At 64.3% G+C, this 23585-nt stretch carries 20 protein-coding genes and 2 tRNA genes; 9 read left to right on the top strand and 13 right to left on the bottom strand.

The window, feature by feature from the left end; translation table 11 throughout:
• Positions 1 to 7 precede the first annotated feature (7 nt).
• The 4 genes from UC34_RS17515 to UC34_RS17500 all read right to left on the bottom strand — a co-directional run bounded on the left by UC34_RS17515 (position 8) and on the right by UC34_RS17500 (position 4918).
• Positions 8 to 1036 carry a branched-chain amino acid ABC transporter permease gene (locus UC34_RS17515; protein ID WP_044456575.1) on the bottom strand — a complete coding sequence of 343 codons (1029 nt, stop codon included), beginning with the start codon at positions 1034 to 1036 and terminating at the stop codon, positions 8 to 10.
• A complete protein-coding gene (locus UC34_RS17510) occupies positions 1033 to 1929 on the bottom strand; it encodes a branched-chain amino acid ABC transporter permease (protein ID WP_044456574.1) in 897 nt (298 codons plus the stop codon). The genes UC34_RS17515 and UC34_RS17510 overlap by 4 nt, the downstream gene beginning before the upstream one ends.
• Positions 1930 to 2062: 133 nt before the next feature.
• Positions 2063 to 3355 carry an ABC transporter substrate-binding protein gene (locus UC34_RS17505; protein ID WP_237165140.1) on the bottom strand — a complete coding sequence of 431 codons (1293 nt, stop codon included), beginning with the start codon at positions 3353 to 3355 and terminating at the stop codon, positions 2063 to 2065.
• A 114-nt stretch (positions 3356 to 3469) separates the two neighbouring features.
• Positions 3470 to 4918, bottom strand: coding sequence for an NAD-dependent succinate-semialdehyde dehydrogenase (locus tag UC34_RS17500; protein WP_044456573.1), 1449 nt, complete (start codon positions 4916 to 4918; stop codon positions 3470 to 3472).
• A 296-nt stretch (positions 4919 to 5214) separates the two neighbouring features.
• Here UC34_RS17500 and UC34_RS17495 point away from each other — a divergent pair, with 296 nt between their 5' ends.
• Both UC34_RS17495 and UC34_RS17490 read left to right on the top strand, forming a co-directional pair.
• A complete protein-coding gene (locus tag UC34_RS17495; RefSeq protein WP_084070768.1) occupies positions 5215 to 6075 on the top strand; it encodes an IclR family transcriptional regulator in 861 nt (286 codons plus the stop codon).
• Between the two features lie 420 nt (positions 6076 to 6495).
• Positions 6496 to 7152 carry a flavodoxin family protein gene (locus UC34_RS17490; RefSeq protein WP_052811111.1) on the top strand — a complete coding sequence of 219 codons (657 nt, stop codon included), beginning with the start codon at positions 6496 to 6498 and terminating at the stop codon, positions 7150 to 7152.
• Positions 7153 to 7277: 125 nt separating this feature from the next.
• On the opposite strand, the gene UC34_RS17485 is transcribed toward UC34_RS17490, so the two are convergent.
• A complete protein-coding gene (locus tag UC34_RS17485; protein WP_044456572.1) occupies positions 7278 to 7994 on the bottom strand; it encodes a GntR family transcriptional regulator in 717 nt (238 codons plus the stop codon).
• Between the two features lie 185 nt (positions 7995 to 8179).
• On the opposite strand from UC34_RS17485, the gene UC34_RS17480 reads away from it, so the two are divergent.
• From UC34_RS17480 to UC34_RS17455, 6 genes are all read left to right on the top strand, one after another.
• Entirely contained in the window at positions 8180 to 9400 is a 1221-nt protein-coding gene (locus UC34_RS17480; RefSeq protein ID WP_044456571.1) for a pyridoxal-phosphate-dependent aminotransferase family protein, read from the top strand.
• A gap of 191 nt (positions 9401 to 9591) precedes the next feature.
• The gene (locus tag UC34_RS17475) at positions 9592 to 10869 is read left to right on the top strand and encodes an MFS transporter (protein ID WP_044456570.1); all 1278 of its coding nucleotides are present in this window, start codon (positions 9592 to 9594) and stop codon (positions 10867 to 10869) included.
• A gap of 221 nt (positions 10870 to 11090) precedes the next feature.
• A complete protein-coding gene (locus UC34_RS17470; RefSeq protein WP_044456569.1) occupies positions 11091 to 14201 on the top strand; it encodes an FAD-binding and (Fe-S)-binding domain-containing protein in 3111 nt (1036 codons plus the stop codon).
• Positions 14202 to 14240: 39 nt separating this feature from the next.
• On the top strand, positions 14241 to 15425 hold the full coding sequence (locus tag UC34_RS17465; RefSeq protein WP_237165139.1) for a DSD1 family PLP-dependent enzyme: 1185 nt from the start codon (positions 14241 to 14243) through the stop codon (positions 15423 to 15425).
• A 170-nt stretch (positions 15426 to 15595) separates the two neighbouring features.
• Positions 15596 to 15671 (top strand) — tRNA-Ala (locus tag UC34_RS17460).
• Positions 15672 to 15685: 14 nt separating this feature from the next.
• Positions 15686 to 15761, top strand: a tRNA-Glu gene (locus UC34_RS17455).
• Between the two features lie 253 nt (positions 15762 to 16014).
• Here the strand turns inward: UC34_RS17455 and UC34_RS17450 are convergent.
• Positions 16015 to 16311 carry a YciI-like protein gene (locus UC34_RS17450; RefSeq protein ID WP_044456568.1) on the bottom strand — a complete coding sequence of 99 codons (297 nt, stop codon included), beginning with the start codon at positions 16309 to 16311 and terminating at the stop codon, positions 16015 to 16017.
• A 41-nt stretch (positions 16312 to 16352) separates the two neighbouring features.
• Entirely contained in the window at positions 16353 to 17141 is a 789-nt protein-coding gene (locus UC34_RS17445; RefSeq protein WP_237165138.1) for an AraC family transcriptional regulator, read from the bottom strand.
• Positions 17142 to 17297: 156 nt separating this feature from the next.
• On the opposite strand from UC34_RS17445, the gene UC34_RS17440 reads away from it, so the two are divergent.
• A complete protein-coding gene (locus tag UC34_RS17440; RefSeq protein ID WP_063389894.1) occupies positions 17298 to 18218 on the top strand; it encodes a DMT family transporter in 921 nt (306 codons plus the stop codon).
• A gap of 101 nt (positions 18219 to 18319) precedes the next feature.
• Here the strand turns inward: UC34_RS17440 and UC34_RS17435 are convergent, their stop codons facing one another.
• The 6 genes from UC34_RS17435 to UC34_RS17410 all read right to left on the bottom strand — a co-directional run bounded on the left by UC34_RS17435 (position 18320) and on the right by UC34_RS17410 (position 23517).
• Positions 18320 to 18634, bottom strand: coding sequence for a VOC family protein (locus UC34_RS17435; protein ID WP_044456566.1), 315 nt, complete (start codon positions 18632 to 18634; stop codon positions 18320 to 18322).
• A 441-nt stretch (positions 18635 to 19075) separates the two neighbouring features.
• Complete coding sequence (locus UC34_RS17430; RefSeq protein WP_044458333.1) at positions 19076 to 19579, bottom strand: hypothetical protein; 504 nt, start codon at positions 19577 to 19579, stop codon at positions 19076 to 19078.
• 269 nt (positions 19580 to 19848) lie between these two features.
• Positions 19849 to 20619, bottom strand: a complete 771-nt coding sequence (locus UC34_RS17425; RefSeq protein ID WP_044456565.1) for a 3-oxoacyl-ACP reductase — start codon at positions 20617 to 20619, stop codon at positions 19849 to 19851.
• Between the two features lie 153 nt (positions 20620 to 20772).
• Positions 20773 to 21507: a YoaK family protein gene (locus UC34_RS17420; protein WP_044456564.1), complete on the bottom strand. Its 735-nt coding sequence runs from the start codon at positions 21505 to 21507 to the stop codon at positions 20773 to 20775.
• 223 nt (positions 21508 to 21730) lie between these two features.
• Positions 21731 to 22624: a hypothetical protein gene (locus UC34_RS17415; RefSeq protein ID WP_044456563.1), complete on the bottom strand. Its 894-nt coding sequence runs from the start codon at positions 22622 to 22624 to the stop codon at positions 21731 to 21733.
• 53 nt (positions 22625 to 22677) lie between these two features.
• Positions 22678 to 23517, bottom strand: a complete 840-nt coding sequence (locus UC34_RS17410) for a hypothetical protein (RefSeq protein ID WP_044456562.1) — start codon at positions 23515 to 23517, stop codon at positions 22678 to 22680.
• Between the last annotated feature and the right edge of the window lie 68 nt (positions 23518 to 23585).

Below are 23585 nucleotides of genomic sequence, written 5' to 3'. Positions count from 1 at the left end.
GTGCCCCTTATGCTGCGTCGCCCGAGGCGCTTGCTGTCTTGGCGGCCGTATTGGCGGCCGTTTGCGTGACCGGATGGGCGGCGCCGGACTTGCGACGGCCCAGCCCCAGGCTCGTGAGACCGCCGGGCAGGAACGCAATGATCGCGAGCATGATCGCGCCCATCACGATCTGCCAGGTGTTCGGCGCATAGCGGTAGGCCATTGCGCGTGCCACCTCGAGCAGCAGCGCGCCGATGAACGGCGAAAATGCGAAGCGCGTGCCGGAGAGCACGGCGATGAAGACGAACTCGCCCGAGGTCGTCCAGAACGCCATGTCCGGATCGATGTGGCCAATGTTGAACGCCTGCAACGCACCGCCCAGACCGGCGAGCGCGCCGGCGATCACGTACGTCAGATGAATGTTCGTGCGGGCCGACGTGCCCAGATACTCCACGCGGATCTCGTTGTCCTTGATCACGGGGCCGAGGCGTCCCGGCGTGGAGCGCATGTACAGCGCCACGACCATCACGCACACGATGGCGGCGATGAAGCCGACGGCGAACAGATTCGTGCCGGCGAGTTGCCACGGCTCGGCGCTGCTGCCCAGCGTCGGGGCGTTGACGTTGAAGCCGTCGCTGCCGCCGAGTTCGACGTTATTGAGCAGCAGCCCGTAGCAGATCATCGAGAGCGCGAGCGTGAGCATCGCGAAGAAGATGTCGCGATAACGGGCCAGCAGGAAGCCGAGGACGAACGCCAGCGCGGCCGAGACGACCATCGAGATCGCGAGCAGCGCGAAGAGCTCCGTCAGTCCGTAGTAGTTCATGCCGAGACCGACGCAATAAGCGCCGACCGCGAAGAACAATGCCTGACCGAACGAGGCGAGGCCCGTGCGAAGCAGCAGCGCGAGACCGAGCGCGACGATGCCCTTGGACAGCGCGACGGACACCAGGAATTGCCACTGCGGCAGTGCAAGACCCGCTGCACCGATGGCGACGAAGCCGGCGACGGCGAGCCAGGCGCCCGGCGCACGCACGGCGGAGGAGATTGCGGAACTCATATCTTGCGGGCCTCCAGCGGAGCGAAGATGCCTTTCGGACGCACGGCCAGCACCAGCGCCATGACGATGTAAATGGAGAACAGTTCGCCTTGCGGCCAGTAATGCACGGCGCTCGCGCGCACCAGCCCCACGAGCAGTGCGCCGAACGCGGCGCCCGGCAGCGAGCCGAGCCCGCCGATCACCACCACGGCGAAGGTGAGCACCACGATCTCGACGCCCATGCCGGGCGCGACCGACACGGTCGGGGCGGTGAGTGCGCCGCCGATGGCCGCGAGCACCGCGCCGGCCATGAACGTCACCACGAAGTAACGGCTCACGCGAATGCCCATCGCCTGACTGACTTCCCGGTCGTGAATCACGGCGCGCAGCAAGCGGCCGCTGCGAGTGAACTTCAGGAATGCGCTCAGGCCGACGCCGGCCACCAGCGCCACGCCCACGATCAGAAAGTTGTAGTTCGGATAGGAAAGGTCGCCGAGCTCGAAGTTGCCGAGGAAACTGTAGGGCTCCGAGACCGTGTACGGGTCGACACCCCAGACGAGCTTGATGGCGTCTTCCATGATGAGAAAGAGCGCGTAGGTCACGAGCAACAGCACCACCGGGTCCTGTCCGTAGAAGCGCTTCAGAAGGCCGCGCTCCATGATGAAACCGATGGCCCCGCCCGCGACGATGGCCGCAAGCACGAGCAAGAGGTAGCTCACGTAAAGGTTGCCGCCCTGGGCCACCCACGGGCCGATGAGCGTCACGCCGGCGTACGCACCGAGTGCGTACAGGCTGCCGTGCGCCATGTTCAAGATTTTGAGCACGCCGTAGACGAGGGTCAGTCCCAGAGCAACCAGGAACAGCCACGCGGCGTACATCACCCCGTCCACCAGGACGGCGTAGATCTGCGACATCTCGCATTCTCCTTGGAACGCAACACGGCGGGTGGCACGCGAGCCACGGCGCCGGTGTTGCGGGTACCGCTTATTGCGAGGAGGACGGATGCACCTCGTCCTCCCGGTCTTGATGCTTGCTACACGCGCGGGCTTAGTGCTTCAGGCCGCCCTTGATCCACTCGGCGGACTTCACGCCTTCCGGAGGCGTGACTTCGGCAATCGAGTACTGCTTCACGTCGGTCACGGTGACCTTGCCGTTCACGTTCTTCACAATGCCGAACGCCGTGCCCTGTGCGGCCTGGTGACCCTTGCCCAGGGTCAGACCAATCTTGCCTGCGGGGGCGTCGAAGGCGAGGTGCTCGAACGAGGCGATGACCTGCTCCGGTGTCGGCTGCTTGCCGCCATTGGCCGCCTGCGCCTTCTCGTACGCTGCCTTGAGCGCGAGAATGCTCTGGTTCATCTTGTACGACGGGTAGCTCGGGGTGTCGTTGAACTTGGCGCTGTAGGCCGCGCGCAGCCAGCGGTTCAGGGCGTTATCCGGGGCGAACATGCCGTACATGCCGCGTGCGCCGATGATCACGCCGTCCGGCAGACGGGTCTTGCCGTGCGTGGCCGTCTCACCGGCGGTGAGCACCGTGAGCGACTTCTTGAAGAGATCGCGCGGGCCTGCCTGCACCACGAGGCCTTCCAGATCGCCGCCCCAGAAGCTCGAATGCAAAACGTCCGGGTGGGCGGCGAGCAGGCTCGAAATGCCGGCGTTGTACTGACCCGCGCCCAACTGCGGCATTTGCGAGCTGACTGCCTTCGTGTTCGGCTTGAGCGCCTTGAGCGTGCCTTCGAAGTCGGCCCAGGCGTCCTGCCCCCATGCGTAGTTCTGGTTGATGCCGGCGTACGTTTGCAGATCCGGCTTGCGCTCGGCGACGTAGCGCGCCGCACCCACGTTATCCATCGTGGCGGTGGCGACCGGGCGGAAGACGTACTTGAAGCTTGCGTCTTCGAACACGCGCGGGGTGCCGCAATCGAAGAACAGCGTGACCTTCTTCATTTCTTCGGCGACCGGCGCGATCGCCAGGCAGTTGCCCGAGGACGTGTAGCCGACCACATAATCCACCCCCTGATTGAGCAGGTTGCGGTATTCGCTCACTTGCTTGCTGGTGCTGCCCGCTTCGTCGATGTAGACGAGTTCGATCGGCGCACCGCCGAAGCCCTTCGTGGCGTACGGCGCAGGCACTTTTCCGGCGTTGAGTTCGGCAGCGGTGATTTCCGCGGCGTTCTTCGCCGGCACGCCGAACGGGCCGGCGGCAGCGCCCGACATGAACGTCACGACGCCGATCTTGATCGGCTTGGCGTCGGCATGGGCCGTGGTGGCAACCGAGGCGATGGCGGCGCCGGCCGCAAGTGCGAGAGCGAGCGGCTTCATGCCGCGCTGGATAACGCGCTTCATACTGGTTTCCTTTGGTGGTGTTACGACAGGGATGTCGATTTATGGTCGTGCGGAGTCTGATGCCCCGGTGCGGTGCCTGAGCCTGCCGGCAAGGTCTCCGGCAGGCTCCTTACCTCACACTTGCAGGCACAGGTACTTCATTTCGAGGTATTCCTCGACACCGTAGCGCGAGCCTTCGCGGCCCACCCCGGATTGTTTGATGCCCCCGAACGGCGCAACTTCGTTGGAGATCAGGCCGGTGTTCAGGCCGACCATGCCGTATTCGAGCGCTTCGGACGTGCGCCATGCACGTGCGATGTCACGCGTATACAGATAGGCGGCGAGGCCGAATTCGGTGTCGTTCGCGAGCGCGATGGCGTCTTCGTCTCGGGTGAAGCGAAAGAGCGGGGCGACCGGGCCGAAGATTTCTTCACGCGCCACGCGCATTTGCGCGGTGGCGTCGGCGATCACGGTCGGTGCGTAGTAGGTGCCGCCCAGCGCATGTGCTTCGCCGCCGACCAGCACGCGCGCACCGCGCGATTTGGCGTCTTCGACCAGCGTCACGACCTTGTCCACGGCCTTGCCTTCGATCAGCGGGCCGATGACCACACCGTCCTCGAGGCCGTTGCCGACCTTCATCTCGGCAACGCGTCGGGCGAACTTCTCGGCGAAGGTGTCGTAGACGCCGTCCTGAATATAGAAGCGGTTTGCGCATACGCACGTCTGGCCGCCGTTGCGATACTTCGCGGCGAGCGCGCCTTCGACGGCGGCATCGATGTCGGCGTCGTCGAACACGATGAACGGGGCGTTGCCGCCCAGTTCCAGCGACAGGCGCTTGACGGTCGGTGCGCACTGCGCCATGAGCAGGCGGCCCACGCCGGTCGAGCCGGTGAACGAGAGTTTGCGAACGCTCGGATGCGAGCTCAGCACGCCGCCCACGGCGCGTGCATCACCCGTGACGACCTGGAATACGCCAGCGGGAATCCCCGCGCGCTGCGCGAGTTCGGCCAGCGCGAACGCCGACAGCGGGGTCAGTTCGGACGGCTTGACGACGATGGCGCAACCGGCGGCCAAGGCGGGCGCGACCTTGCGCGTGATCATCGCGGCCGGGAAATTCCACGGCGTGATGGCCGCGCAAACGCCCACGGGCTGCTTGAGCGTGACGAGTCGCTTGTCGACGGCGGGCGTTGCAAGCACGTCGCCATCCACACGTTTGGCTTCTTCCGCGAACCACTCGATGAAGCTGGCCGCATAGGCAATTTCACCGCGCGCCTCGGCGAGCGGCTTGCCCTGCTCGCGGGTCATCAGGTAGGCGAGGTCATCGGTGTTCGCGATCATCAGATCGAACCAGCGACGCAGGACGTTCGCACGGTCTTTGCCGGTACGAGCGGCCCACGCCTTCTGCGCCACTTCGGCGACGGCCACGGCCCGCGTGGTTTCTTCCGCACCGAGTTCGGGCACCTGGGCGAGCACTTCGCCGGTCGCCGGGTCAAGCACATCGAAGGTCTTGCCGCTGTCGGCGGCGATCCATTGACCGTCGACCCAGGCGAGCGTCTTGAAAAGGTTGGTGTCTTTGAGTTGCATGGCAATTGGCCGGGGGTGCCGGCGTTTCCGACAAGGGATGCGGATCGATCACGAGGGAACGGCGTGGCAGTGTCTCGTCTGTCACTTGTCGTTCTATCTATTGAACGATATTCTATGTATTGAATGTGATTCTACGTATTGAACGTTTCAGGTGCAACTAAGGGGTTTTCCTAGGGCGGAATGGGCAGGCGTTACCCGTACCATGCTGGCGGCGTCGCGCCCCGCGCCGGCCGTCTCAAGGCCCGAGACGCCCGCTTGACGACCCCGACTTCCGTGATTCCTGAGACTCCCGATTCATGCCAAAGCGCAAACTCGATCTGCCTGCCAATGCTTCGCTCGCGGCCGCTGGTGCTGCCCATGCCCCCCATGCGGCCAACGCCGATGAACCGCTCAAGACCACCGCGCCCGCCGTGGTGCGCGCCGTGCACATCCTCGATGTGATCGCGGCGGCGTCCGAGCCGGTGGGGCTGGCCGATCTGGCGCGCGAGACGGGGGTGCCCAAGAGCACGCTGCACGGGCTGTGCGACACGCTGGTCAAGTTGCGACTGGTGAAACGTCATGCCAATGGCGGCATGACGATGGGCTCGTATGTGATGGGGTGGGCGAATGCGTTCCTGTCGCAGACCAATATCACCGAGGAATTCCGGGCGGTCTGGGAGGCATCGCGCGCGTTTGCGCAGGAGACTGTCACGCTGTCGGTGCTCGACGGCGCCGAAGTGATCTATCTCGCCTGCCACAACGGCAATCGACCGCTGGGCGTGACGTTCCGGATCGGTATGCGTCTGCCCGCGCCTTATACGGCCACCGGCAAGGCGATGCTCTCGACGCTGCCACCGGGCGAGGCGGCCGATCTGCTCGCGGGGGCGTGGCCCGCGCCGCTCACGCGGGCGAGCGTCAGTACTTATCCTGCACTGGCCGAGGAGATGGCGCAGGTGCGTCGCGACGGCTATTCCATCGACAACGGACAGATGCGCGAAGGGATGATCTGTTTCGGCGCGCCGGTGTTCGACGCTAGCGGCGAGCGTGCCGTTGCCGGTCTGGCGGTGAGTTTTCTGACCAACGAGATCGATGCCCAGACGGGCCAACGCATCGGTCGGCAAATGCGCGAGCTGGCCGATCAGTTGTCGGTGCGCCTTGGAGCGCCTGCACGCCGTTGAGCGTTCGGCGCGAGAGCGTCGCCTGCGCCGAATATGATCTTCGTGAGCCGTTGCGCGGATCTCACGCCATATTCGGTGAAGGGGCTTCGAACTGCACGCAATCTGCTGTGCCTGAAGGCGTGAATGTCCCGATAATCGCCCCGCGCGCCGTGGGGCTTTGGACGTGACACGGTGACGGCCTCGCTGTCAGCGGGGCGCCATATTCCTGTTGGTTTCGCGCCCGCGGGCCGACAGCGTCTTGCCGACATTCGATTGTTATCTTTGGCGGAACAGTCATGTCCATGAATGCGGGCTATTCCCTAGGGGTTATCACTGGCATCATTTGGACCTGACTGATGTCCAGACAAGCCAAAGGAAGCGAAGGGAAGCGCGATCCGGGCGGTGCCATGGGGCGGACATCCAATAGGGAAGCACTACGCCATGTCCAATATCGCAATCGTTTATTACTCGCAGGGCGGCGCGACCGCCATGATTGCCCATTCCGTTGCGCAAGGCGTCAACGACGCCGGTGCGCACGCACAACTGTTCAGCATCGAGCCGCACCAGCTCGTCGACGGGCAATGGCACGACGAAGCCATGCTGTCGCGTCTGGCCGCTGCCGACGCCATCATCTTCGGTGCGCCGGCATTCCAGGGTGGAATTGCCGCAACGTTCAAAGCCTTCGCAGATGCGACCACCGGCATGTGGCGCGCCCGTAGCTGGCGCAACAAGGTCGCAGGGGGCTTCTCGTTTAGCTGCCGCTCCAGCGACGACAAGCGCAACACGCTCGACTACTTCGCCGCGTTGGCAGCGCAGCACGGCATGGTATGGGCAGATGTGGATGCCGATGACACCGGTTTCGAGGTGCGCGGCGCGTCGGCGTCGCCGGTCATGCGCTTCGCGGGCGATTTCCCGGCGGTGACGGCGCCGGGCGTGGAAGTCGACGCGGCGTACGCGCTCGACCCGGCGGACGTCATCGCGGGTAAGCAGTACGGACGCAACGTCGCATCGCTGGTCGCGCGTCTGGCCGGGGAAGTCCTGGAGTCTCCCGCCGTATTGGCGCGTCGTGCGCGCGAAGCGGCCGAGCGTCGCCTCTGACGCATCGCTGAAGTGATCAACGGCACGTCGAGTGATTGCACTCGCGTGCCGTTTGTCTTTTGTGCGTCGATCGGTAAATAGGTGAGGGCCGTGGCATGTGCCGGGCCGCGCCTCACACGGCGACTTCAGTTGCTCGGCGCATCGCTCGCCGGATCGGCGTGGATTTGCAGCACGGCGTCGCGCTTGGCGAGCAAGTGCTTGCGCAGAATTTCGCCGAGTCGCTTGCCGTCGCGCTTCTCGAGAGCATCGATCATTTGCTCGTGCTCGTCGATGGCGCGATCCCACTTGTCCGAATGAAAGTTCGAGCGAAAGCGCAGCGCCATCAGGCGACGGTTGATCGACACATAAGTCTGGCGCAACGCACCGTTGCGGGCCGCTTCGTTGATGCGGTCGTGAATGGCCTGGTTGCGTGCGTAATAGCCGGGAAGATCCTGCTGGGCGCGGCATGCAAGCATGGCGTAATGCAACGCCTTGATTTCGGCAAGCTCTACCGCCGTCATCCGTTCGGCCGCCAGTTCTCCCGAAAAGGCTTCGAGCGCACTCATGAGCTCGAACATCTCCCGGATTTCCTTCTCCGTCATGCGCGCGACACTCGCGCCGCGATTCGGCGCAATCTCGATCAGTCCCTCGGCGGCAAGCACCTTGAAGGCCTCGCGCAACGGGGTGCGCGAGATACCGAGCGTCTCGCACAACTCGCGTTCGTTGAGTTTGACGCCGGGGCTGAGCACGCCCTCGATGATGAGGCGGCGCAGGTGCTCGACGACCGTGTCATGCAAACGCAAGCGCTCGACACGCGGAATCTCGGGGGCGGCAATCGTCGACGTGTTATCCATTTTTTGCATTCAAAATCATCAAGGCATCGTCAAAGCGCGTGACCGGGATTGTAACGCACGGTATCAGGCGTCCGTATCTCTAGGGTAAACGACTGTATTGAAAGCGCTTCTCACCTCTTGCGAAAGCCATCGGCTCTGCTAAAGTATTTTGAATGCAAAATTCAAAACGAATTTTCAAGAGGAGAGAGACGTTCATGCTGAAGCTCGATTTCCACCCCTCGGGTCGCCATTTCTTGCAGATCCCCGGCCCGAGCCCGGTGCCGGATCGCATTCTGCGCGCCATGAGTTATCCGACGATCGACCACCGTGGTCCCGAATTCGGCGCGTTGGGTCGCAAGGTGCTTGCCGATATCAAGAAGATCTTCAAGACGGAACAGCCGGTCGTGATTTACCCGGCCTCGGGCACCGGCGCGTGGGAAGCCGCGCTGTCCAATACGCTCTCGCCCGGCGACCACGTGCTGATGTTCGAGACCGGGCACTTCTCGACGCTCTGGAAAAAGATGGCCGAAAACCTTGGCCTCAAACCGGAGTTCATCGGCCTGCCCGGCACCGAAGGCTGGCGCCGTGGCGTTCAGCCGGACATGATCGAGGCGCGCCTGCGCGCCGACACGGCACATGCCATCAAGGCCGTGTGTGTGGTGCATAACGAGACCTCCACCGGCGTGACGTCGGACATCGCGACGGTGCGTCGCGCGATCGACGCCGCGGGGCACCCGGCGCTGCTGCTCGTCGACACCATCTCGGGCCTCGGCTCGGCGGACTATCGTCACGACGAATGGGGGGTGGACGTGACCGTCTCCGGTTCGCAAAAGGGGTTGATGCTGCCGCCGGGCATCAGCTTCAATGCGGTGTCGCAGAAGGCGCTCGAAGCCGGAAAGCAGGCGAAGCTGCCGCGGGCGTTCTGGGGCTGGCAGGAGATCATCGAAGCGAACAAGAACGGCTACTGGCCTTACACGCCGAACACCAACCTGCTGTACGGCCTGTCCGAAGCGCTCGACATGATTCTGGAAGAAGGGCTGGACAACGTGTTTGCGCGCCACCAGCGTCTGGCCGAGGCAACGCGCCGCGCGGTCAATGCCTGGGGTCTCGAGATCCAGTGTCAGGACCCGGCGGTGTACAGCCCGGTGCTCACCGGTGTCGTGATGCCGCAGGGCGTGGACGCCGACGAGGTGCGCAAGCGTATCTACGAACGCTTCGACATGTCGCTCGGTCAGGCGCTCGGCAAGATTCGCGGCACGATGTTCCGAATCGGCCACCTCGGCGACTGCAACGATCTCACGCTCATGGCCACGCTCTCGGGCTGCGAAATGGGGCTGCAAATCTCCGGCGTGAAGCTGGCTGCCTCCGGTGTCGTCGCCGCCATGGACTACCTGGCACAGGCCAAAACTGCGCCGTTGCTCAAGGCCGCTGCCTGACGTGCCGTTAGTAGTCCTTATCAGGGGACAAGAGGGGATGTTGCACGGCGAGCATCGCCTCTGAAGTGAACGCTTTTATTGTCATTCACGCGTCACAGGGCTTCAGGACAGAAAGGCCCGTGGCGCAGCAACACCTTTGCGCTGGCCGCATGCCGCGGCCGCGCTTCACGGGATGTTTCAGGAGACATGCAATGAAGCTTTTCAGAGCGACAAGGGTCGTGCTGGTGATGCTATGCGTCATGTATTTCATCACCTACCTCGATCGTGTCAACGTCAGTACGGCTGCGGCCGGATTCGGCAAGGAATTCAACCTCTCCAAGACTGAAATCGGTCTTGTCTTCTCGGCATTTGCCTACCCCTATCTGGTCTTTCAAATCATCGGCGGCTGGGTCAGCGACCGCTTCGGCGCCAAACGCACGCTGCTCGTTTGCGGCGCGCTCTGGGCCGTGGCGACCATTCTGACCGGCATGGCCGGCGGACTCGTCACGCTGCTGCTCGCGCGTTTGCTGCTGGGGCTGGGCGAAGGGGCGACGTTCCCGGCAGCCACGTCGGCCATGTCGCGCTGGATTCCGAAGGAAAAGCGCGGCTTCGCGCAGGGGATCACGCACGCGGCGTCGCGTATCGGCAACGCCGTGGCACCGGCCGTGGTGGTGTTCATCATGGCTACGCACGGCTGGCGCGAGTCGTTCTACCTGTGCGGTATCGTCAGCCTGATCTGGGTTGCGTTGTGGGCGCTGACCTTCACGGAGCGCCCGCAGGATCACCCGCGCATCACGACGGAAGAACTCGCCGTGTTGCCCGCACTCAAGGCCAAGAGCGGTTCGGTGCCGTGGGGCCCGCTGTTCCGGCGCATGATGCCCGTGACCATCGTGTACTTCTGCTATGGCTGGACGCTGTGGCTCTTCCTGTCGTGGATTCCGCAGTACTTCCTGCACAGCTATGACCTCGATCTGAAAAAGTCGGCATTGTTTGCGTCCAGCGTGTTCTTTGCCGGTGTGGTCGGCGACACCCTCGGCGGGATCGTCACCGACAAGCTGTACGAGCGCACGGGCAATCTGAAGCGTGCGCGCAGCTGGATGGTGTCGGTGTGCATGCTGCTCACGCTGATCTCGCTCGTGCCGATGATGTTCACGCACCATCTGTATGTCTCGATGGCCTGCCTGGCGTTCGGGTTCTTCTTCGCCGAAATGACAATCGGTCCGATGTGGGCGATCCCGATGGACGTGGCGCCGGAGTATTCGGGCACGGCCAGCGGCATGATGAACACCGGCTCGGCACTGGCGGCGATCATCTCGCCGGTGCTCTCCGGCTACCTCATCGACCGCACGGGCAACTGGGAACTGCCGTTCGTGGGCAGCATGATCCTGATGGCCGTGGGTGTGGTGCTGGCCTTCCGCATGCAACCCGAGAGCAAGTTCTCGATGGCCGGCGATGCCGCCAAGGCAAGCAACGCTCGCCAGCCCGCCTGACATGTGCACGACCTGTGAATGCAGGAACGTATGACGCTCGCCTGATCGCCGCGCACGCCGGAAGTTTCCGCGTGCGCGGCGCCAGGCGATGCCGACCGAAGTCGACCGACTTCCCCGCAACATCGCGGCCGGGCGGCTTCGCCCGCGTCGGACGCGCCGTCGATCCGGCCGTCGCGTCTGCGAAGCCTTCTGCCCCCTGCCAGCTCAATGCCAGCCACGCCATGAATTCCCAACCGAACGCCCGTGAATCCCATCTCCCGGCCCATCCGAAGGTCGTTGAACAGCCCGTGCATCTGATGCCGATGCAGCGCGCCGGCGTAGCGCTCACGCCGTTGCAGGAACGACTGCGCCGTGAACTCCGCGGTGACGTGCGCTTCGACCGCGCGAGCCGTGGCCGCTATGCGACCGATGCGTCGATCTATCAGATATTCCCCATTGGCGTGGTCGTGCCGCGCGATCAGGAGGACCTGATTCGCGCACTGGACATTGCCCGCGACCAACACGTGCCGGTGCTCGCGCGCGGCGCGGGAACGAGCCAGTGCGGGCAGACCATCGGCGAAGCACTCGTCATCGACAACAGCAAATGGCTCAATCGCGTGGTGTCGTTCGATGCCGAAGCGCGCACGATTACCGTCGAGCCGGGCATCGTGCTCGATCACCTGAATGCGTGGCTCAAACCGCACGGCCTGTGGTTTCCGGTCGACGTGTCGACGGCGGCGCAATGCACCATCGGCGGCATGACGGGCAACAACTCATGCGGATCGCGCTCCATCGAGTACGGCAACATGGTGCACAACGTACTGTCCATCGACGCTGTGCTGGCCGATGGCGCGCAACTGCACTTCGGCGCGTTGCACACCCCGCCCGCAGATTCACGCACGAAGGCGCTGCTCGCAAGCGTTCACGAGATCGCCATGCGCGAGCAGGAGGAACTGCGCGAGCGCGTGCCGCGCGTGCTGCGCCGCGTGGCGGGCTATAACCTCGATCTGTTCGATTGCCTGAACCCGCGCGCGTACACCGACGACGGCGTGGCCAATCTCTCGCATCTGCTGGTCGGCTCCGAAGGCACGCTCGCCTACAGCCGACAGATCACGCTCAAGCTCGCACCGCTGCCGCAGCACAAGACGCTCGGCGTGGTGAACTTCCCCACGTTCTATCAGGCGATGGATCTCACGCAGCACATCGTCAAGCTCGGGCCGGTGGCGGTGGAGCTCGTCGATCGCACGATGATCGATCTGGCCATGGACAATGCGGCGTTCCGGCCGGTGATCGAGAAGGCGCTCACAGGCGATCCGCAGGCGATCCTGCTGGTGGAGTTCGCGGGCGACGACCCGGCGGCGCTGCGGGCCCGGCTCGACGATCTCGCCACGCTGATGGGCGATCTCGGATTGCCCGACAGCGTGGTGAAGATGCCCGATGCCGGGCCGCAAAAGGCCCTGTGGGAAGTGCGCAAGGCGGGCCTGAACATCATGATGAGCATGAAGGGCGACGGCAAGCCGGTGTCCTTCATCGAAGACTGTGCGGTGCCGCTGGAACATCTGGCCGAGTACACGCGACGCCTGACCGAAGTGTTCCATCGCAACGGCACCGAGGGCACCTGGTATGCGCACGCGAGCGTGGGCACGCTGCACGTGCGTCCGATTCTGGACATGCGTCGCGACGGCGCGGTGAAGATGCGCGAGATTGCCGAGGAGGCCGCCGCGCTCGTGCGCGAATACAAGGGCGCCTACTCGGGCGAGCACGGCGACGGTCTGTGCCGGGGCGAGTGGGTGGCCTGGCAATACGGACCGCGCATCAATGCGGCGTTCGGCGAGATCAAGCAACTGTTCGATCCGGAGAACCGCTTCAATCCGGACAAGATGGTGCGCCCGCCGAAGATGGATACGCGCGAGCTGTTCCGTTTCGCGCCGGGCTATGCGGCCCGGCCCATGACGCCCGCGCTCGACTGGACCGCATGGAACGTCAGGCGCGACGCGCTGAGCGGCGAGCAGAGCGCGCCGGATACCGGCAGCGACGCCACGCACGGTCTGGCGTCCGCCATCGAGATGTGCAACAACAACGGCCACTGCCGCAAGTTCGACGCGGGCACCATGTGCCCAAGCTACCGCGTGACGCGTGACGAACAGCATGTGACGCGTGGGCGGGCGAACACGCTGCGTCTGGCCGTCTCCGGTCAGTTGGGGGAGGACGGGCTCGCGAGCGACGAGGTCAAGGCCGCGCTCGATCTGTGCGTGTCGTGCAAGGGCTGCAAGCGCGATTGCCCGACGGGCATCGACATGGCGCGGTTCAAGATCGAAGCGCGCCACGCGCGCGCGAAACGGCACGGCGTGTCGCTGCGCGACAAACTGATCGCTTACCTGCCGCGTTACGCGCCCTGGGCCAGCCGTGTGGGCGGGCTGCTCGATGCGGCGCAGCGTCTGCCGGGCGGCAACGCGGCAAAGCGCTGGCTCGGCCTTGCGCTGGAGCGCTCGGTGCCCGCGCTGAAGCGGTCGTTCCTCGACGAGCAGAAGCCGCTCGGCAAGTGGGAAGACGCGTTGGACAGTGCATTGGACGGCGCGCGCACCGGGCGCCACGTGTTGCTCTTCGTCGACACGTTCAACAACTACATGGAGCCCGAGAATGCACGTGCGGCCAGACAGGTGCTCGAAGCGGCGGGCTACACCGTACACGTGAACCGGCGTGCCGGCGAGCGGCCGCTGTGCTGCGGGCGCACGTTTCTTGCTGCCGGGCTGGTGGACGAAGCGAAGGCGGAAGCGCGTCGCCTGCTCGATGCGGTGATGCCGTTCGTCGAGCACGGTGTGCCGATCGTGGGGCTGGAGCCGTCGTGCCTGCTGTCGTTGCGCGACGAGGTGCTCGGGTACGGCTTCGGCGATGCGGCCCGCAGGTTGGCGGACAACGCGTTCCTGTTTGAGGAATTTCTGGTTCGCGAGAAAGCGGCAGGGCGTCTGGACATCGTCTGGCAAGCGCTGCCCGACGGCGTTGGCGAAGCGCTGGTGCACGGTCACTGCCATCAGAAGGCGTTCGATGCTTACTCGCCGGTCACCACGGTGCTTGGATGGATGCCGGGGCTGAAGGTATCATCGATCGAGTCGTCATGCTGCGGCATGGCGGGCAGCTTCGGTTACGAGGCCGAGCATTACGACACGTCGCGCGCCATGTCGGAACTCACGCTGTTGCCAGCGATTCGACAACGCAGCGAAAACGCCATCGTGGTCGCGGACGGCACCAGTTGCCGTCATCAGATTCATGACGGTGCGCAGGCGCAAGCGTTGCATGTGGCGTGTGTGCTGGCGCGTGCGTTGCCGGCGAGCGCTCGCGCCGTGCCTGCCTGATTGCCGACATTTTCTGCGAACGCCATTCGAAGGATTGTGATGCCAGATTCCGTCAATACGATGTCGATAGCCGTCAACGCTGCCGCCGGCGGCATTGCGGTGCCGCCGGTCGCGCGCGTGGGCGATTCACTCGCGCAGGTGGCGACGCCCGCGTTGCTGCTCGATCTCGACGCATTTGAGGCGAACGTCGAGCGGATGGCCAGTGCGGCGGCCGCGCGTGGCGTCGCGGTGCGCCCGCATGCGAAGGCGCACAAGTCGGTGAGCATTGCGCGCGCCCAGTTGGCGGCGGGCGCCGTGGGAATCTGCTGCCAGAAGGTGACCGAGGCGATCCCGTTCGTCAATGCAGGCGTCGGCAACATCCACATCAGCAACGAGTTCGTTGGTGAAGCGCGTGTCGCGCTGGCCGTGGCGATGGCCTCGCGTGTGGCGCTGTCGGTCTGTGTCGACGATGTGCGTCAGGTGGGGCCGCTCGGCAAGGCGGCAGAGCGTGCCGGGGTTCGCATTGCCGTACTGCCGGAGGTCGACGTGGGGCAGGGGCGCTGCGGCGTGGACTCGACGGATGCCGTGGCGCAACTGGTCGATGCCATCGATCATTACGAAGGTCTGCGCTTTGGCGGTTTGCAGGCCTATCACGGTAGCGCGCAGCACGTCGAAAGTTGGGACAAGCGTCGCGATACCGCGCGGCTGGCGGCGGATCGCGCTTCGGCCTACGTGCGATTTCTCGAAGCGCGGGGAATTGCCTGCCCGGTGGTGACGGGCGGCGGCACCGGGACGGCGGAGTTCGATATCGAGAGCGGCGTCTACACGGAGATTCAGCCCGGATCGTACGTGTTCCTCGACGGTCATTACGGAGCGCTCGAATGGCGTGACGACTGGCGCTTCCGGCACGGCCTCTTTCTGGCGTCCACGGTCATGAGTACCGCCCGCAAGGGCATCGTCGTTTGCGACGCGGGACTCAAGAGCGTGGCGACCGATTCCGGGCTGCCCGGCTTCTGGTCGTCGCAGCAGGCAGGCAAGCCGCATTACCGGACGGCGTCCGACGAGCATGGCGTGCTCGAACTTGCGTCGCCCGGGGAGGATGGCGCCGCATGGCTGGGCGAACCCATTCTGCTGGTGCCGGGGCATTGCGATCCCACCGTGAATCTGTACGACCGCTATGTGACAGTGCGGCACGGGCGCGTCGAGGGACTGTGGCCGATCGAGGCGCGCGGCCTGAGCCAGTGACGTCGCGGGGCGGGCGCGGCGGCGCGGGAGGTCGGTGCCGTGTTCGCCGGCGCTAGGGAAACGAATGACCGTCGGGTGGCTGTCGTCACGTCAGCCCTCGTCAAAATATTTTTGGCGAGGGGCTTCCCAATTTAGAAAAAGCACGCTATAGTCTCACTTCTTCGCGGTACGGGGGTATAGCTCAGCTGGGAGAGCGCTTGCATGGCATGCAAGAGGTCAGCGGTTCGATCCCGCTTACCTCCACCAAAACGAAGATTTAGGTCCCCTTCGTCTAGAGGCCTAGGACATCACCCTTTCACGGTGAGTACAGGGGTTCGAATCCCCTAGGGGACGCCAGATTTAGTGGCGTGGTTTCGGAAAATTCCGGAAACGCGACGCGCAATCGGTTGTCGACAAACGCGCTTGGTTTCATCGCCAAGCGCGTTTTGTTTTTTGTGCGACGGATTCCCTGATGCGCTGCCTTCAGCCGTCATGACGATCGCAAGGAACGCCCAGGCGACACCTTCGCCGAGTCCATGCCTGGCCTGCGGCACGCCTTGCCTCCACGCCGTACTCGCCCCCCGACTTCCATGCTGACTTCCACGCCGGCTCACCGCACCGGCGTGCTCGCCGTCTTCCCGACCACGGTTTTCCACGGCCGCACGCGCCACGACTTCACCAGACCATTCACAACGTACGGATCCGCCGCAGCGAAGGCTTCCGCAGCCGCTGGCGACTCGCCTTCGAACAGCAACGCTGCGGCGTCGACGGGCGATTCGAGTGCGCCCGCCAGAAGCAATTCCCCCCGGTCGGCCGCCGCCCAGGCCAGCGCCAGATGCGCATCGCGATATTGGCCTCGACGCGTCAGATAGTCGTCGACGAGTTCATAAGTGAGCAGGTAATGCATAGGGATGTCTCCTGACGAGGCGTTCCCGTCATTATCGATAATTATCGGTAAAACGACGATGGCGGTACGCCGAAATGGCGCTTGAACATGGCGGCAAAGGCGCTTTGACTTGCATACCCATGGTCGAGCGCCACATTCACGATCTTCTCTCCGCGCGCGAGCGCCTCCAGGGCTTGCAGCAGGCGGCCCTGCTGACGCCAGCGCCCGAAGGTGAGTCCGGTTTCCATGGAGAAGCGTCGCTGAAACGTCTTCGCGGAGAGTCCGGCTTCGCTGGCCCAATGCTCGATGGTGGCGTCGTTGCATGGGGTCTCCATCAGTCGCTCGCACACGCGTGCGAGACGCGCATTCCTTGGCCATGGCAGGTAAAGCGGCAAGACGGGCAGGGCGATCAGTTCGTCGAGCAGCAGACGCATGAGGCGGGCATCCCGCGAGTCGGCGGCGTAATCCGGCCGAATCTCGATGGCGGCGAGTATCAACTCGCGCATGAGCGGCGTGATCTCGACCACGCAACTCTTGTCGGGCAGCGGCTCGCTGCCGGGTTCGACGAACACCGTGCGCATCTTCACGTTGCCGCTCATGCGCACCGTATGCTCCAGCCCGGCGGCGATCCAGACCCCGCGCGTCGGCGGCACGACCCAGCGCCCCGAGGCCGACGCAATGATCATCACGCCTTCGATCGCATAGAGCAGTTGCGCACGCCGATGGGAGTGCGACGCGATGAACTCGTTATGTGCATAGTCGACCGCCATCGCCGCCATGGGCATGGGGGTGCTCTCGAAGCGCAGATGGTCGGTGAGTCGAGGATCGATGATCCGCCGGGCGGCCTTCATGATCGAATGGGGCGACGCGTTGGATGAAGTGACGCAAGAGGGCGTGGCAAAAACGACGTGTCCTTTTTGAGACAGGTTCTGTGATTTTAGCGTGAGACGGTCTGGTTCGCATCGCGGACGATGGCGTTTCCTTTGTCAAACCTGTGGGAATTCGTCATGGGGTATTTTCTGTATCCGCTCGGCGCCATGCTCTTGTGGGCCGGTAATGTCATCGTCTCCAAACTCTCGGCCACGACCATCGCGCCGTCGGCCATCACGTTTTACCGGCTGGTGCTGGCGCTTGTCGTGATGACGCCGTTCGTGATTCGCCCGCTGGCGCGCAACTGGCATCACGTGAGACCGCAACTGGCCAAGCTCGCCTTCCTCGGCTTCCTGAGCATGTCGTTTTATCAGAGTCTGTCGTACCTTGCCGCGCATAGCACGACCGCGACCAACATGGCGATCGTGACCGCGCTGGCGCCGCTGCTCACCCTGCTGTGGAGCGTGGTGCTGCTGCGCGAGCCGCCCACGCTCGGCATGCTCGTGGGCGGTCTGCTCTCGCTCGCGGGACTGGTGTACCTGATCGGTCAGGGACATCCGTCGACGTTGCTCGATGGTGGCGTACATCTGGGCGACATCCTGATGCTGATCGCATCGGCGTCGTATGGTCTGTACAGCGTGCTGCTGCGCCGCTGGCACGTGGCCGTGCCGCCCGCGCAGTCGACCTACGTGCAGGCATGGGCCGCACTCGTGACCATGATCCCGATGCTGGCGCTGGTCCCCGCCGGTCAGGCGCAGCTCAATGCCGCGACCGTGCCGCTGGTGCTGTATGCGGGGCTGGGGGCGTCGATCGTGTTGCCGATTCTGTGGATTCAGGGCATCCGGCATCTGGGGCCGAACCGGTGCAGCATGTTCATCAACGTGCTGCCCGTCATGACGGCTGCGATCGCGGTGGTGCTGCTGGGTGAGCAATTACACACGTTCCATGTGATCGGTGGCGGTGTCGCGCTCGTTGGCGTGTTCATCGCACAGCGCTGGCAGCGTCCGTTGCCGGGCTATGGCGGTGTGGTCGACGATTCGGACGAAGTCCCGGCCTGATTCGGCGCCGATGGCGTCCTGATGTCTGAGAGGCACGCACTGTACGTGCGTGCTTGCAGCAGGCGGGGTGAAGGGGGATCGCGGTCCCTCTTTGGTTTTGGTCAGTCGCGGATCGCCACCCCGTAAGTGCTCACTATGCGACGGTCCTGTTCGGCGGCGGAGAACGCCTCCCACAGCAGGCCATTGCAATCCGTGCTGCTCGAATAACCGGGCGTGTCGTCGTCCTCGAAGCCAACGTGTCGCAGTTCTCCCGCACGCGAGGGCGACTGATTGATCGAGAAGTTGAGCAAATCGGTGCGCCACATGGCGTACGCGCCCGGCACCACGGCCGACGGCGGCTGGCCGAGGCGGGTGGAGTAATCGGTGATGGACTCGTCGAGATCGCGCACGGCGAGCGCGATGTGAAAGCGTTTCATGAGGTCTCCTGACGTCTCGGATGTGCTGGCAAGGACGCGTAAATGCCCGCGTGCCCGCGAAGACGCCGCGCTGTGTGAGCGCCCGCTCGCACGATGCCTGCCGTGTGAGCGGGCGTTCGGGCACACGGTGTCCTCGTCGGTGAGGCGCATCTTAGGTCGTGTCGGAAAGGGCAGCCAGACGGGCAGTTATCCCGGTATCTGCAGTGATGGGATAACGGGAATCCCCGGGATCGTTCGGATCGTCAAGCGAGTGCGCAGTCGGATCAAAGGGGACGGTGGGCCGTGCTGTGCGGCACAGGCATGACGTCGCACAAAGGCGCAAGGCGCACAAATGCTCACGAAGGCGCGCGAAGGCGCACGACGTCGAAGGTGCCCGCACGTGGCCGCGAGCGCCGCGGCGTTAGTGAGCGTCGGCGGGCGTTAGCGGGTGTTAGCGGGCGCTTACTGGGGGCGTTGGAAGTCGTTGTCGACCCAGGCGCGAGCGCTGTTGCGCGAGAGCTTGAACGACGGCGGCACCTTGACCGTCGCGATGGTCTCGCCAAACCGGTCGATGGCGCTCAGCATGGCATAGGGGTCGTAGTCATCCGGCACGATGTCCAGCGTGACTTCGATGTCGCCATCCGGACCCTCGACGCTCACCCGCTTGTGCAACTGGGCGCGCAATTGCTGCTCGTGACGTCGCAACACTTCGGCTGCCGTTTTCACCAGCGTGTGGAAAGCGTTGACGTCCAGAGGTTTCGGATTCTTCTTGTCGCGCCCCATCGTCCACGGACCCACCAGCGCCGGTTCCGATTCGCCGTCCTTGTACATGGCGACGGCCCAGCCGTCGTCTTCCTCGTTCTTGACGACCTTTGCCGTCCATCCGTCGTCGCGCCAAAGGCGGTCTTCGTGGACAGTTTCCTGGCTCTCGGTGGCGTCGTCAGTGGCGGGAATGTCGGCAGGGATGTCGGCAGGGATGGCGGAAGAGGCGGTCACTGTCTGATGTCGGGGAAGGGGATGAGAGAGGGGCGCGGCTTCGCCGGATCGGAAACGGAAGCGGGCGCTTACAAAGGTCGCAATTTTACCGCGTCCGGCAAATGCATGGACGCGTTCAGCGCATTGCGTAGAGACGCCGGTGTTTTCGGCGTCCCTTATTGTGCTTCCGTGCTTCCGTGCGTCAGCGCGTCAGGCGCGTCAGGCGCGTCAGGCGCGTCTGGCGCGGCGCGCTGCCGCCTTCAGCCTTTCACCAGCCCGCCGTCGACGATGAGGTTCTGCCCCGTGACGGCGCGCGCCCAGGGGCTGAGGAAGTACAACACCGCATCGGCGAACTCCTTGGGCGTGGTGACCCGGCGCAGCGGCGTGAGGCTGGCGATCAGATCGAACACGGCTTCGGGCGTCGCCGAGCTGGCGTCCGTCACGCGCAGCAGGCCGCCCGAGACCATATTGACGGTAATCCCGTCCGGGCCGAGATCGTTGGCAGCGGTACGCGTGAGCGAGAGCAGGGCGGCCTTGGCGGTCGTGTAATCGTGGTATGGCACCACCGGATTCTGAAACAGGTTGGTGCCCACGTTCACGATGCGTCCGAATCCGGCTTCGCGCATTCCCGGCAGGGCCGCCTGCATCGTATTGAGTGCACCCTTGACGGCCCCTTCGAGTTGCTGGGCGAAGCGCGTCCACGAGATGTCGGCCAGCTTGGGGCGTGCGTCGCCGTCGAAGCGGAAGTCGGCCAGCGCATTGTTGACGACCGAGACGATCGGCGCGCCGATGCGCTCGCGGGCTTCGGCGAAAAGACGGGCGACGGCTGCCGCGTCGGTCACATCGGCCTGCAAGGCGATGGCGCGCTGGCCGAGTGCGCCGAGCGAATCGACAAGTTCGCGCGCGGCCACATCGCTGCGCCGATAGTTGATGACGACACCGGCGCCTTCATGCGCAACGGCGCGTGTGATCGCGGCGCCCAGCCCTCGCGCTCCGCCGGTGACGAGGACCCACTGTGAATCGAGCTTCATGACAAATTCCTGTGACGTGTACGCCCGCGCGCAGCGAGTGCGATGCCGGCAATTCGTCGGTGCGCGGCCTGGGCGGACACCGACTGTGCGCCCGCGAACGTTGGCGAGCGTGAAAGACGCGCATTATCGCCCACTCGCGCGGCCACGGCAGCCTTACTCGTTGGCGATCGCGAGCGCGACGAGCAGCACGACGGGCAGCAGCACACACCAGAACCCGGCGCCGTGGTAGGCGAAGCCGCCGAAGACGGCGCCCACGGCAAACGCGGCCAACGCGGGCAGCATCTTGCGCAGTCGCGCCTTCGCGGCACTGCCGTCGCCGCAATTCCCGCTCGCCAGCTCGACCATGTCGATCACGATCTGCGTGGTGTTGCCCGTCATGATGGTGGTGGGGGCGAGATCGGAGAGCACCAGCCGTCCGATAGCATTCTGAATCGCGAGCGCCGCCACGCCGAACATACCGGAGAGGATCGCGAGCGGCGCGTCGGCCGAGACGATCGGCTGCGCCGCCATGCCCACGACCATGAATCCCAGCAGCAACAGCGTTTGTACGACGAGCAGGAGTCGCAGCGGACGTCGATCGGTGTTCGCGAAGCGCTGCACGATGACCTTGACGATCGCAACGAAGATCACGAACACGGGCAACGCCAGCAACTTCGCGAGCACACCGACATGCGTGCTTGCCACGAGTTGCACGCCGATCATGACGAAGTTGCCGGTCACATGGGCCGTAAAGAGCCCGAACAGCGCGATGAAGCCAACCACGTCGACATAGCCGGCAACGAAGGCGAGCGTCATGCCGATGGCAGCGGGTTTGGAAAAGTGACCGACCCACGCGCGGGCGAGTGAGGCGGCTTCGGTCGCAGAGGGGATGTGGCGGGGGGTACCCATGGCGGCTCCTGTGTCGGCATGCGTGGCGGATATTGCGCCCCCTTGCAGGGCAGACAGCGCAAAACCGGGAAGCCCTGGACGCTGATGCAGCATATCACCTGTGCGCGACGCAGGGCTTCGCGTCGACCCGCCATACTGCAACGCGCCGACGCCATGCGGCCACTGTCCGAACGTCTTATTGCATTCGTTCTCGCCGATCAGGACGGACGATCCGTCGCGTCAGCTACGCCGCCGACGACCCTCCGGCAGCACCTTCGATCACACTGCCGACCGGCATGCGGTCGTGGGACTGCGAGGTGTTGAGCGGCAGATTGAGGGCGAGCCGAACACGCATGAACGCGTCGCGATCGCGGACCATGTGTGTGGTCAGACGCACCAGCGCGTTGGCATAGGCGCCGGCGACACCCGCGATCTGGCGCAGGTCCTCGTCGGAGGTGTCGATGCCGCTGAGCAGCGTCTGCGTGACGGCCTCTTCGACGTTATCGGCCAGCCCATCGCGCTCGTCATTCCATTGCATGCCGATGAGCTCCAACGCATGGATGAGCGCTGGTTTCTGAATCAGATCCGGTAATTGCCAGCGCAATGACTCGAATATCGTCTCGGCGTTCAGCGCGACATCGTCGGTGCCGGACATGCGCATCGCACGTTCGGCAAGCGCGTTCAGGCAGGTGTCGCCCAGCTCACTCAAGGCGGGCTTGCCCCGATAGTGCAGGGACAACAACAACCGCGCCATGTCGGGCGCTGCCTTCTCTGTCCATTGCTGGGCACGCCAGTCCTGCGGCGCATCGAACGAGTAGTCGTCCACCCTGAAGCATGGCGCCTTGTTCTCTTCGACGTGCCACGTCAATTTGCCGCGGTCTTGTGGCGCAACGTATTCGAGCAACCTGGCGAACGCGTCGAACTGCGCCTCTGGCGACGTGGGATGCGCCAATTGATGCAGCGCGCGCTTTGCCGCTTCGGCATGCGTGCCGAAGAACCAGTCCTTGATCTTGCCCCAGAGACTGGTCAGCGCGTCGGCGTCGTGGGTCGTTGTGCATTTCTCGAGGGTCGTTGCGTCGAGCATGCAGCCGTATCCGCCACTCAGATTGAGCGTGATACTCGGAATGGGAGTTGCCATCTCGGTGGCTCCTTGAGATTACGGACGGGGAGATTCGGTCGGCGTCGAAGGTGTCATGAGCGCGATCGCATCGAACCGCTTCCACCAATGCCCTGTGTGGCATTGCGCTTCATTTGCTGATGCTCGTGGAACAGGTCGGTCGTCACGACCATCACGTTTTGCGCCATACCGCCCATGGTGTCGGCGCCCTCCGTAGGCTCGCCCTCGGCGGATTCGACGAGGTAAAGCCCCATCGATTGCCACTGGGCCGCGACCTCATTGCCGAGACCGCGAGACATTTTGAAGTCTTCGTCGTTGCGGTGCATGCCGATGAACTCCAGCGCGTCCCTGAGCAGCGGGGCGTCGCGAAGAAAGTCGGTATGGGCGTCCATGTCGACGTACACGACGTCGTCTTCGTCCTCCGGCGTTATGGTCGCGCGCGCTTGCGGGGCGGCGCTCACATCGATCTGGAGGAACGTCAGCAGCAGCGGCGTTTCGCGGTGATGGGTAGCGAGCAGCATTCGGGCCATGTCCGGCGGGCTTAGCTCCATCGGTGTGCGCGCCGACCAGTCCTTCGCCGACGCAATCACGGTGTCGCCGATCATGAAGTAGGGGGCTTCGCCTTCTCCGGCACACCACTTCAACTGATCGCGATGCTCCGGCCTGACATGGCCGATCAGATCGAGGAAAGCGCCGATCTGCGCACTGACCGAGGTCGTCGTCGCCATCGTATGGATGGCTGTGGTGGCGGCGACTTTGTGCGTGCCGAGAAACCAGTCCTTGATCCGCTCCCACAACGTATTCAACTGGTATTGAATGTCGTTCTTCGTGCACGCTGCGACGGTGTCCGCGCTGAGGCTGCGCGGCACAAGACCGAGCAGACCGATCGAGGGCGTTGCCGGTGATACTGACATCGGGTTATCTCCTTTGGCTTTTCATGTTGCGTATTGGGGGGGCGATGGATGGGGGCGATCGCACGATT

It is taken from the genome of Pandoraea vervacti (assembly GCF_000934605.2).
GTDB classification, from domain to species: domain Bacteria; phylum Pseudomonadota; class Gammaproteobacteria; order Burkholderiales; family Burkholderiaceae; genus Pandoraea; species Pandoraea vervacti.
Note: the sequence above shows the minus strand (reverse complement) of the source record. Positions and strands in the feature narration are given on the sequence as shown.

What these genes read in the sequence shown, in the direction of transcription:
- UC34_RS17465 (WP_237165139.1), top strand. Translation starts at nt 14,241, where the DNA reads ATGCCAGATTCCGTCAATACGATGTCGATAGCCGTCAACGCTGCCGCC.
- UC34_RS17515 (WP_044456575.1), bottom strand. Translation starts at nt 1,036, where the DNA reads ATGAGTTCCGCAATCTCCTCCGCCGTGCGTGCGCCGGGCGCCTGGCTC.
- UC34_RS17505 (WP_237165140.1), bottom strand. Translation starts at nt 3,355, where the DNA reads ATGAAGCGCGTTATCCAGCGCGGCATGAAGCCGCTCGCTCTCGCACTT.
- UC34_RS17480 (WP_044456571.1), top strand. Translation starts at nt 8,180, where the DNA reads ATGCTGAAGCTCGATTTCCACCCCTCGGGTCGCCATTTCTTGCAGATC.
- UC34_RS17440 (WP_063389894.1), top strand. Translation starts at nt 17,298, where the DNA reads ATGGGGTATTTTCTGTATCCGCTCGGCGCCATGCTCTTGTGGGCCGGT.
- UC34_RS17510 (WP_044456574.1), bottom strand. Translation starts at nt 1,929, where the DNA reads ATGTCGCAGATCTACGCCGTCCTGGTGGACGGGGTGATGTACGCCGCG.
- UC34_RS17495 (WP_084070768.1), top strand. Translation starts at nt 5,215, where the DNA reads ATGCCAAAGCGCAAACTCGATCTGCCTGCCAATGCTTCGCTCGCGGCC.
- UC34_RS17435 (WP_044456566.1), bottom strand. Translation starts at nt 18,634, where the DNA reads ATGAAACGCTTTCACATCGCGCTCGCCGTGCGCGATCTCGACGAGTCC.
- UC34_RS17445 (WP_237165138.1), bottom strand. Translation starts at nt 17,141, where the DNA reads ATGAAGGCCGCCCGGCGGATCATCGATCCTCGACTCACCGACCATCTG.
- UC34_RS17500 (WP_044456573.1), bottom strand. Translation starts at nt 4,918, where the DNA reads ATGCAACTCAAAGACACCAACCTTTTCAAGACGCTCGCCTGGGTCGAC.
- UC34_RS17470 (WP_044456569.1), top strand. Translation starts at nt 11,091, where the DNA reads ATGAATTCCCAACCGAACGCCCGTGAATCCCATCTCCCGGCCCATCCG.
- UC34_RS17425 (WP_044456565.1), bottom strand. Translation starts at nt 20,619, where the DNA reads ATGAAGCTCGATTCACAGTGGGTCCTCGTCACCGGCGGAGCGCGAGGG.
- UC34_RS17490 (WP_052811111.1), top strand. Translation starts at nt 6,496, where the DNA reads ATGTCCAATATCGCAATCGTTTATTACTCGCAGGGCGGCGCGACCGCC.
- UC34_RS17415 (WP_044456563.1), bottom strand. Translation starts at nt 22,624, where the DNA reads ATGGCAACTCCCATTCCGAGTATCACGCTCAATCTGAGTGGCGGATAC.
- UC34_RS17410 (WP_044456562.1), bottom strand. Translation starts at nt 23,517, where the DNA reads ATGTCAGTATCACCGGCAACGCCCTCGATCGGTCTGCTCGGTCTTGTG.
- UC34_RS17485 (WP_044456572.1), bottom strand. Translation starts at nt 7,994, where the DNA reads ATGCAAAAAATGGATAACACGTCGACGATTGCCGCCCCCGAGATTCCG.
- UC34_RS17475 (WP_044456570.1), top strand. Translation starts at nt 9,592, where the DNA reads ATGAAGCTTTTCAGAGCGACAAGGGTCGTGCTGGTGATGCTATGCGTC.
- UC34_RS17450 (WP_044456568.1), bottom strand. Translation starts at nt 16,311, where the DNA reads ATGCATTACCTGCTCACTTATGAACTCGTCGACGACTATCTGACGCGT.
- UC34_RS17420 (WP_044456564.1), bottom strand. Translation starts at nt 21,507, where the DNA reads ATGGGTACCCCCCGCCACATCCCCTCTGCGACCGAAGCCGCCTCACTC.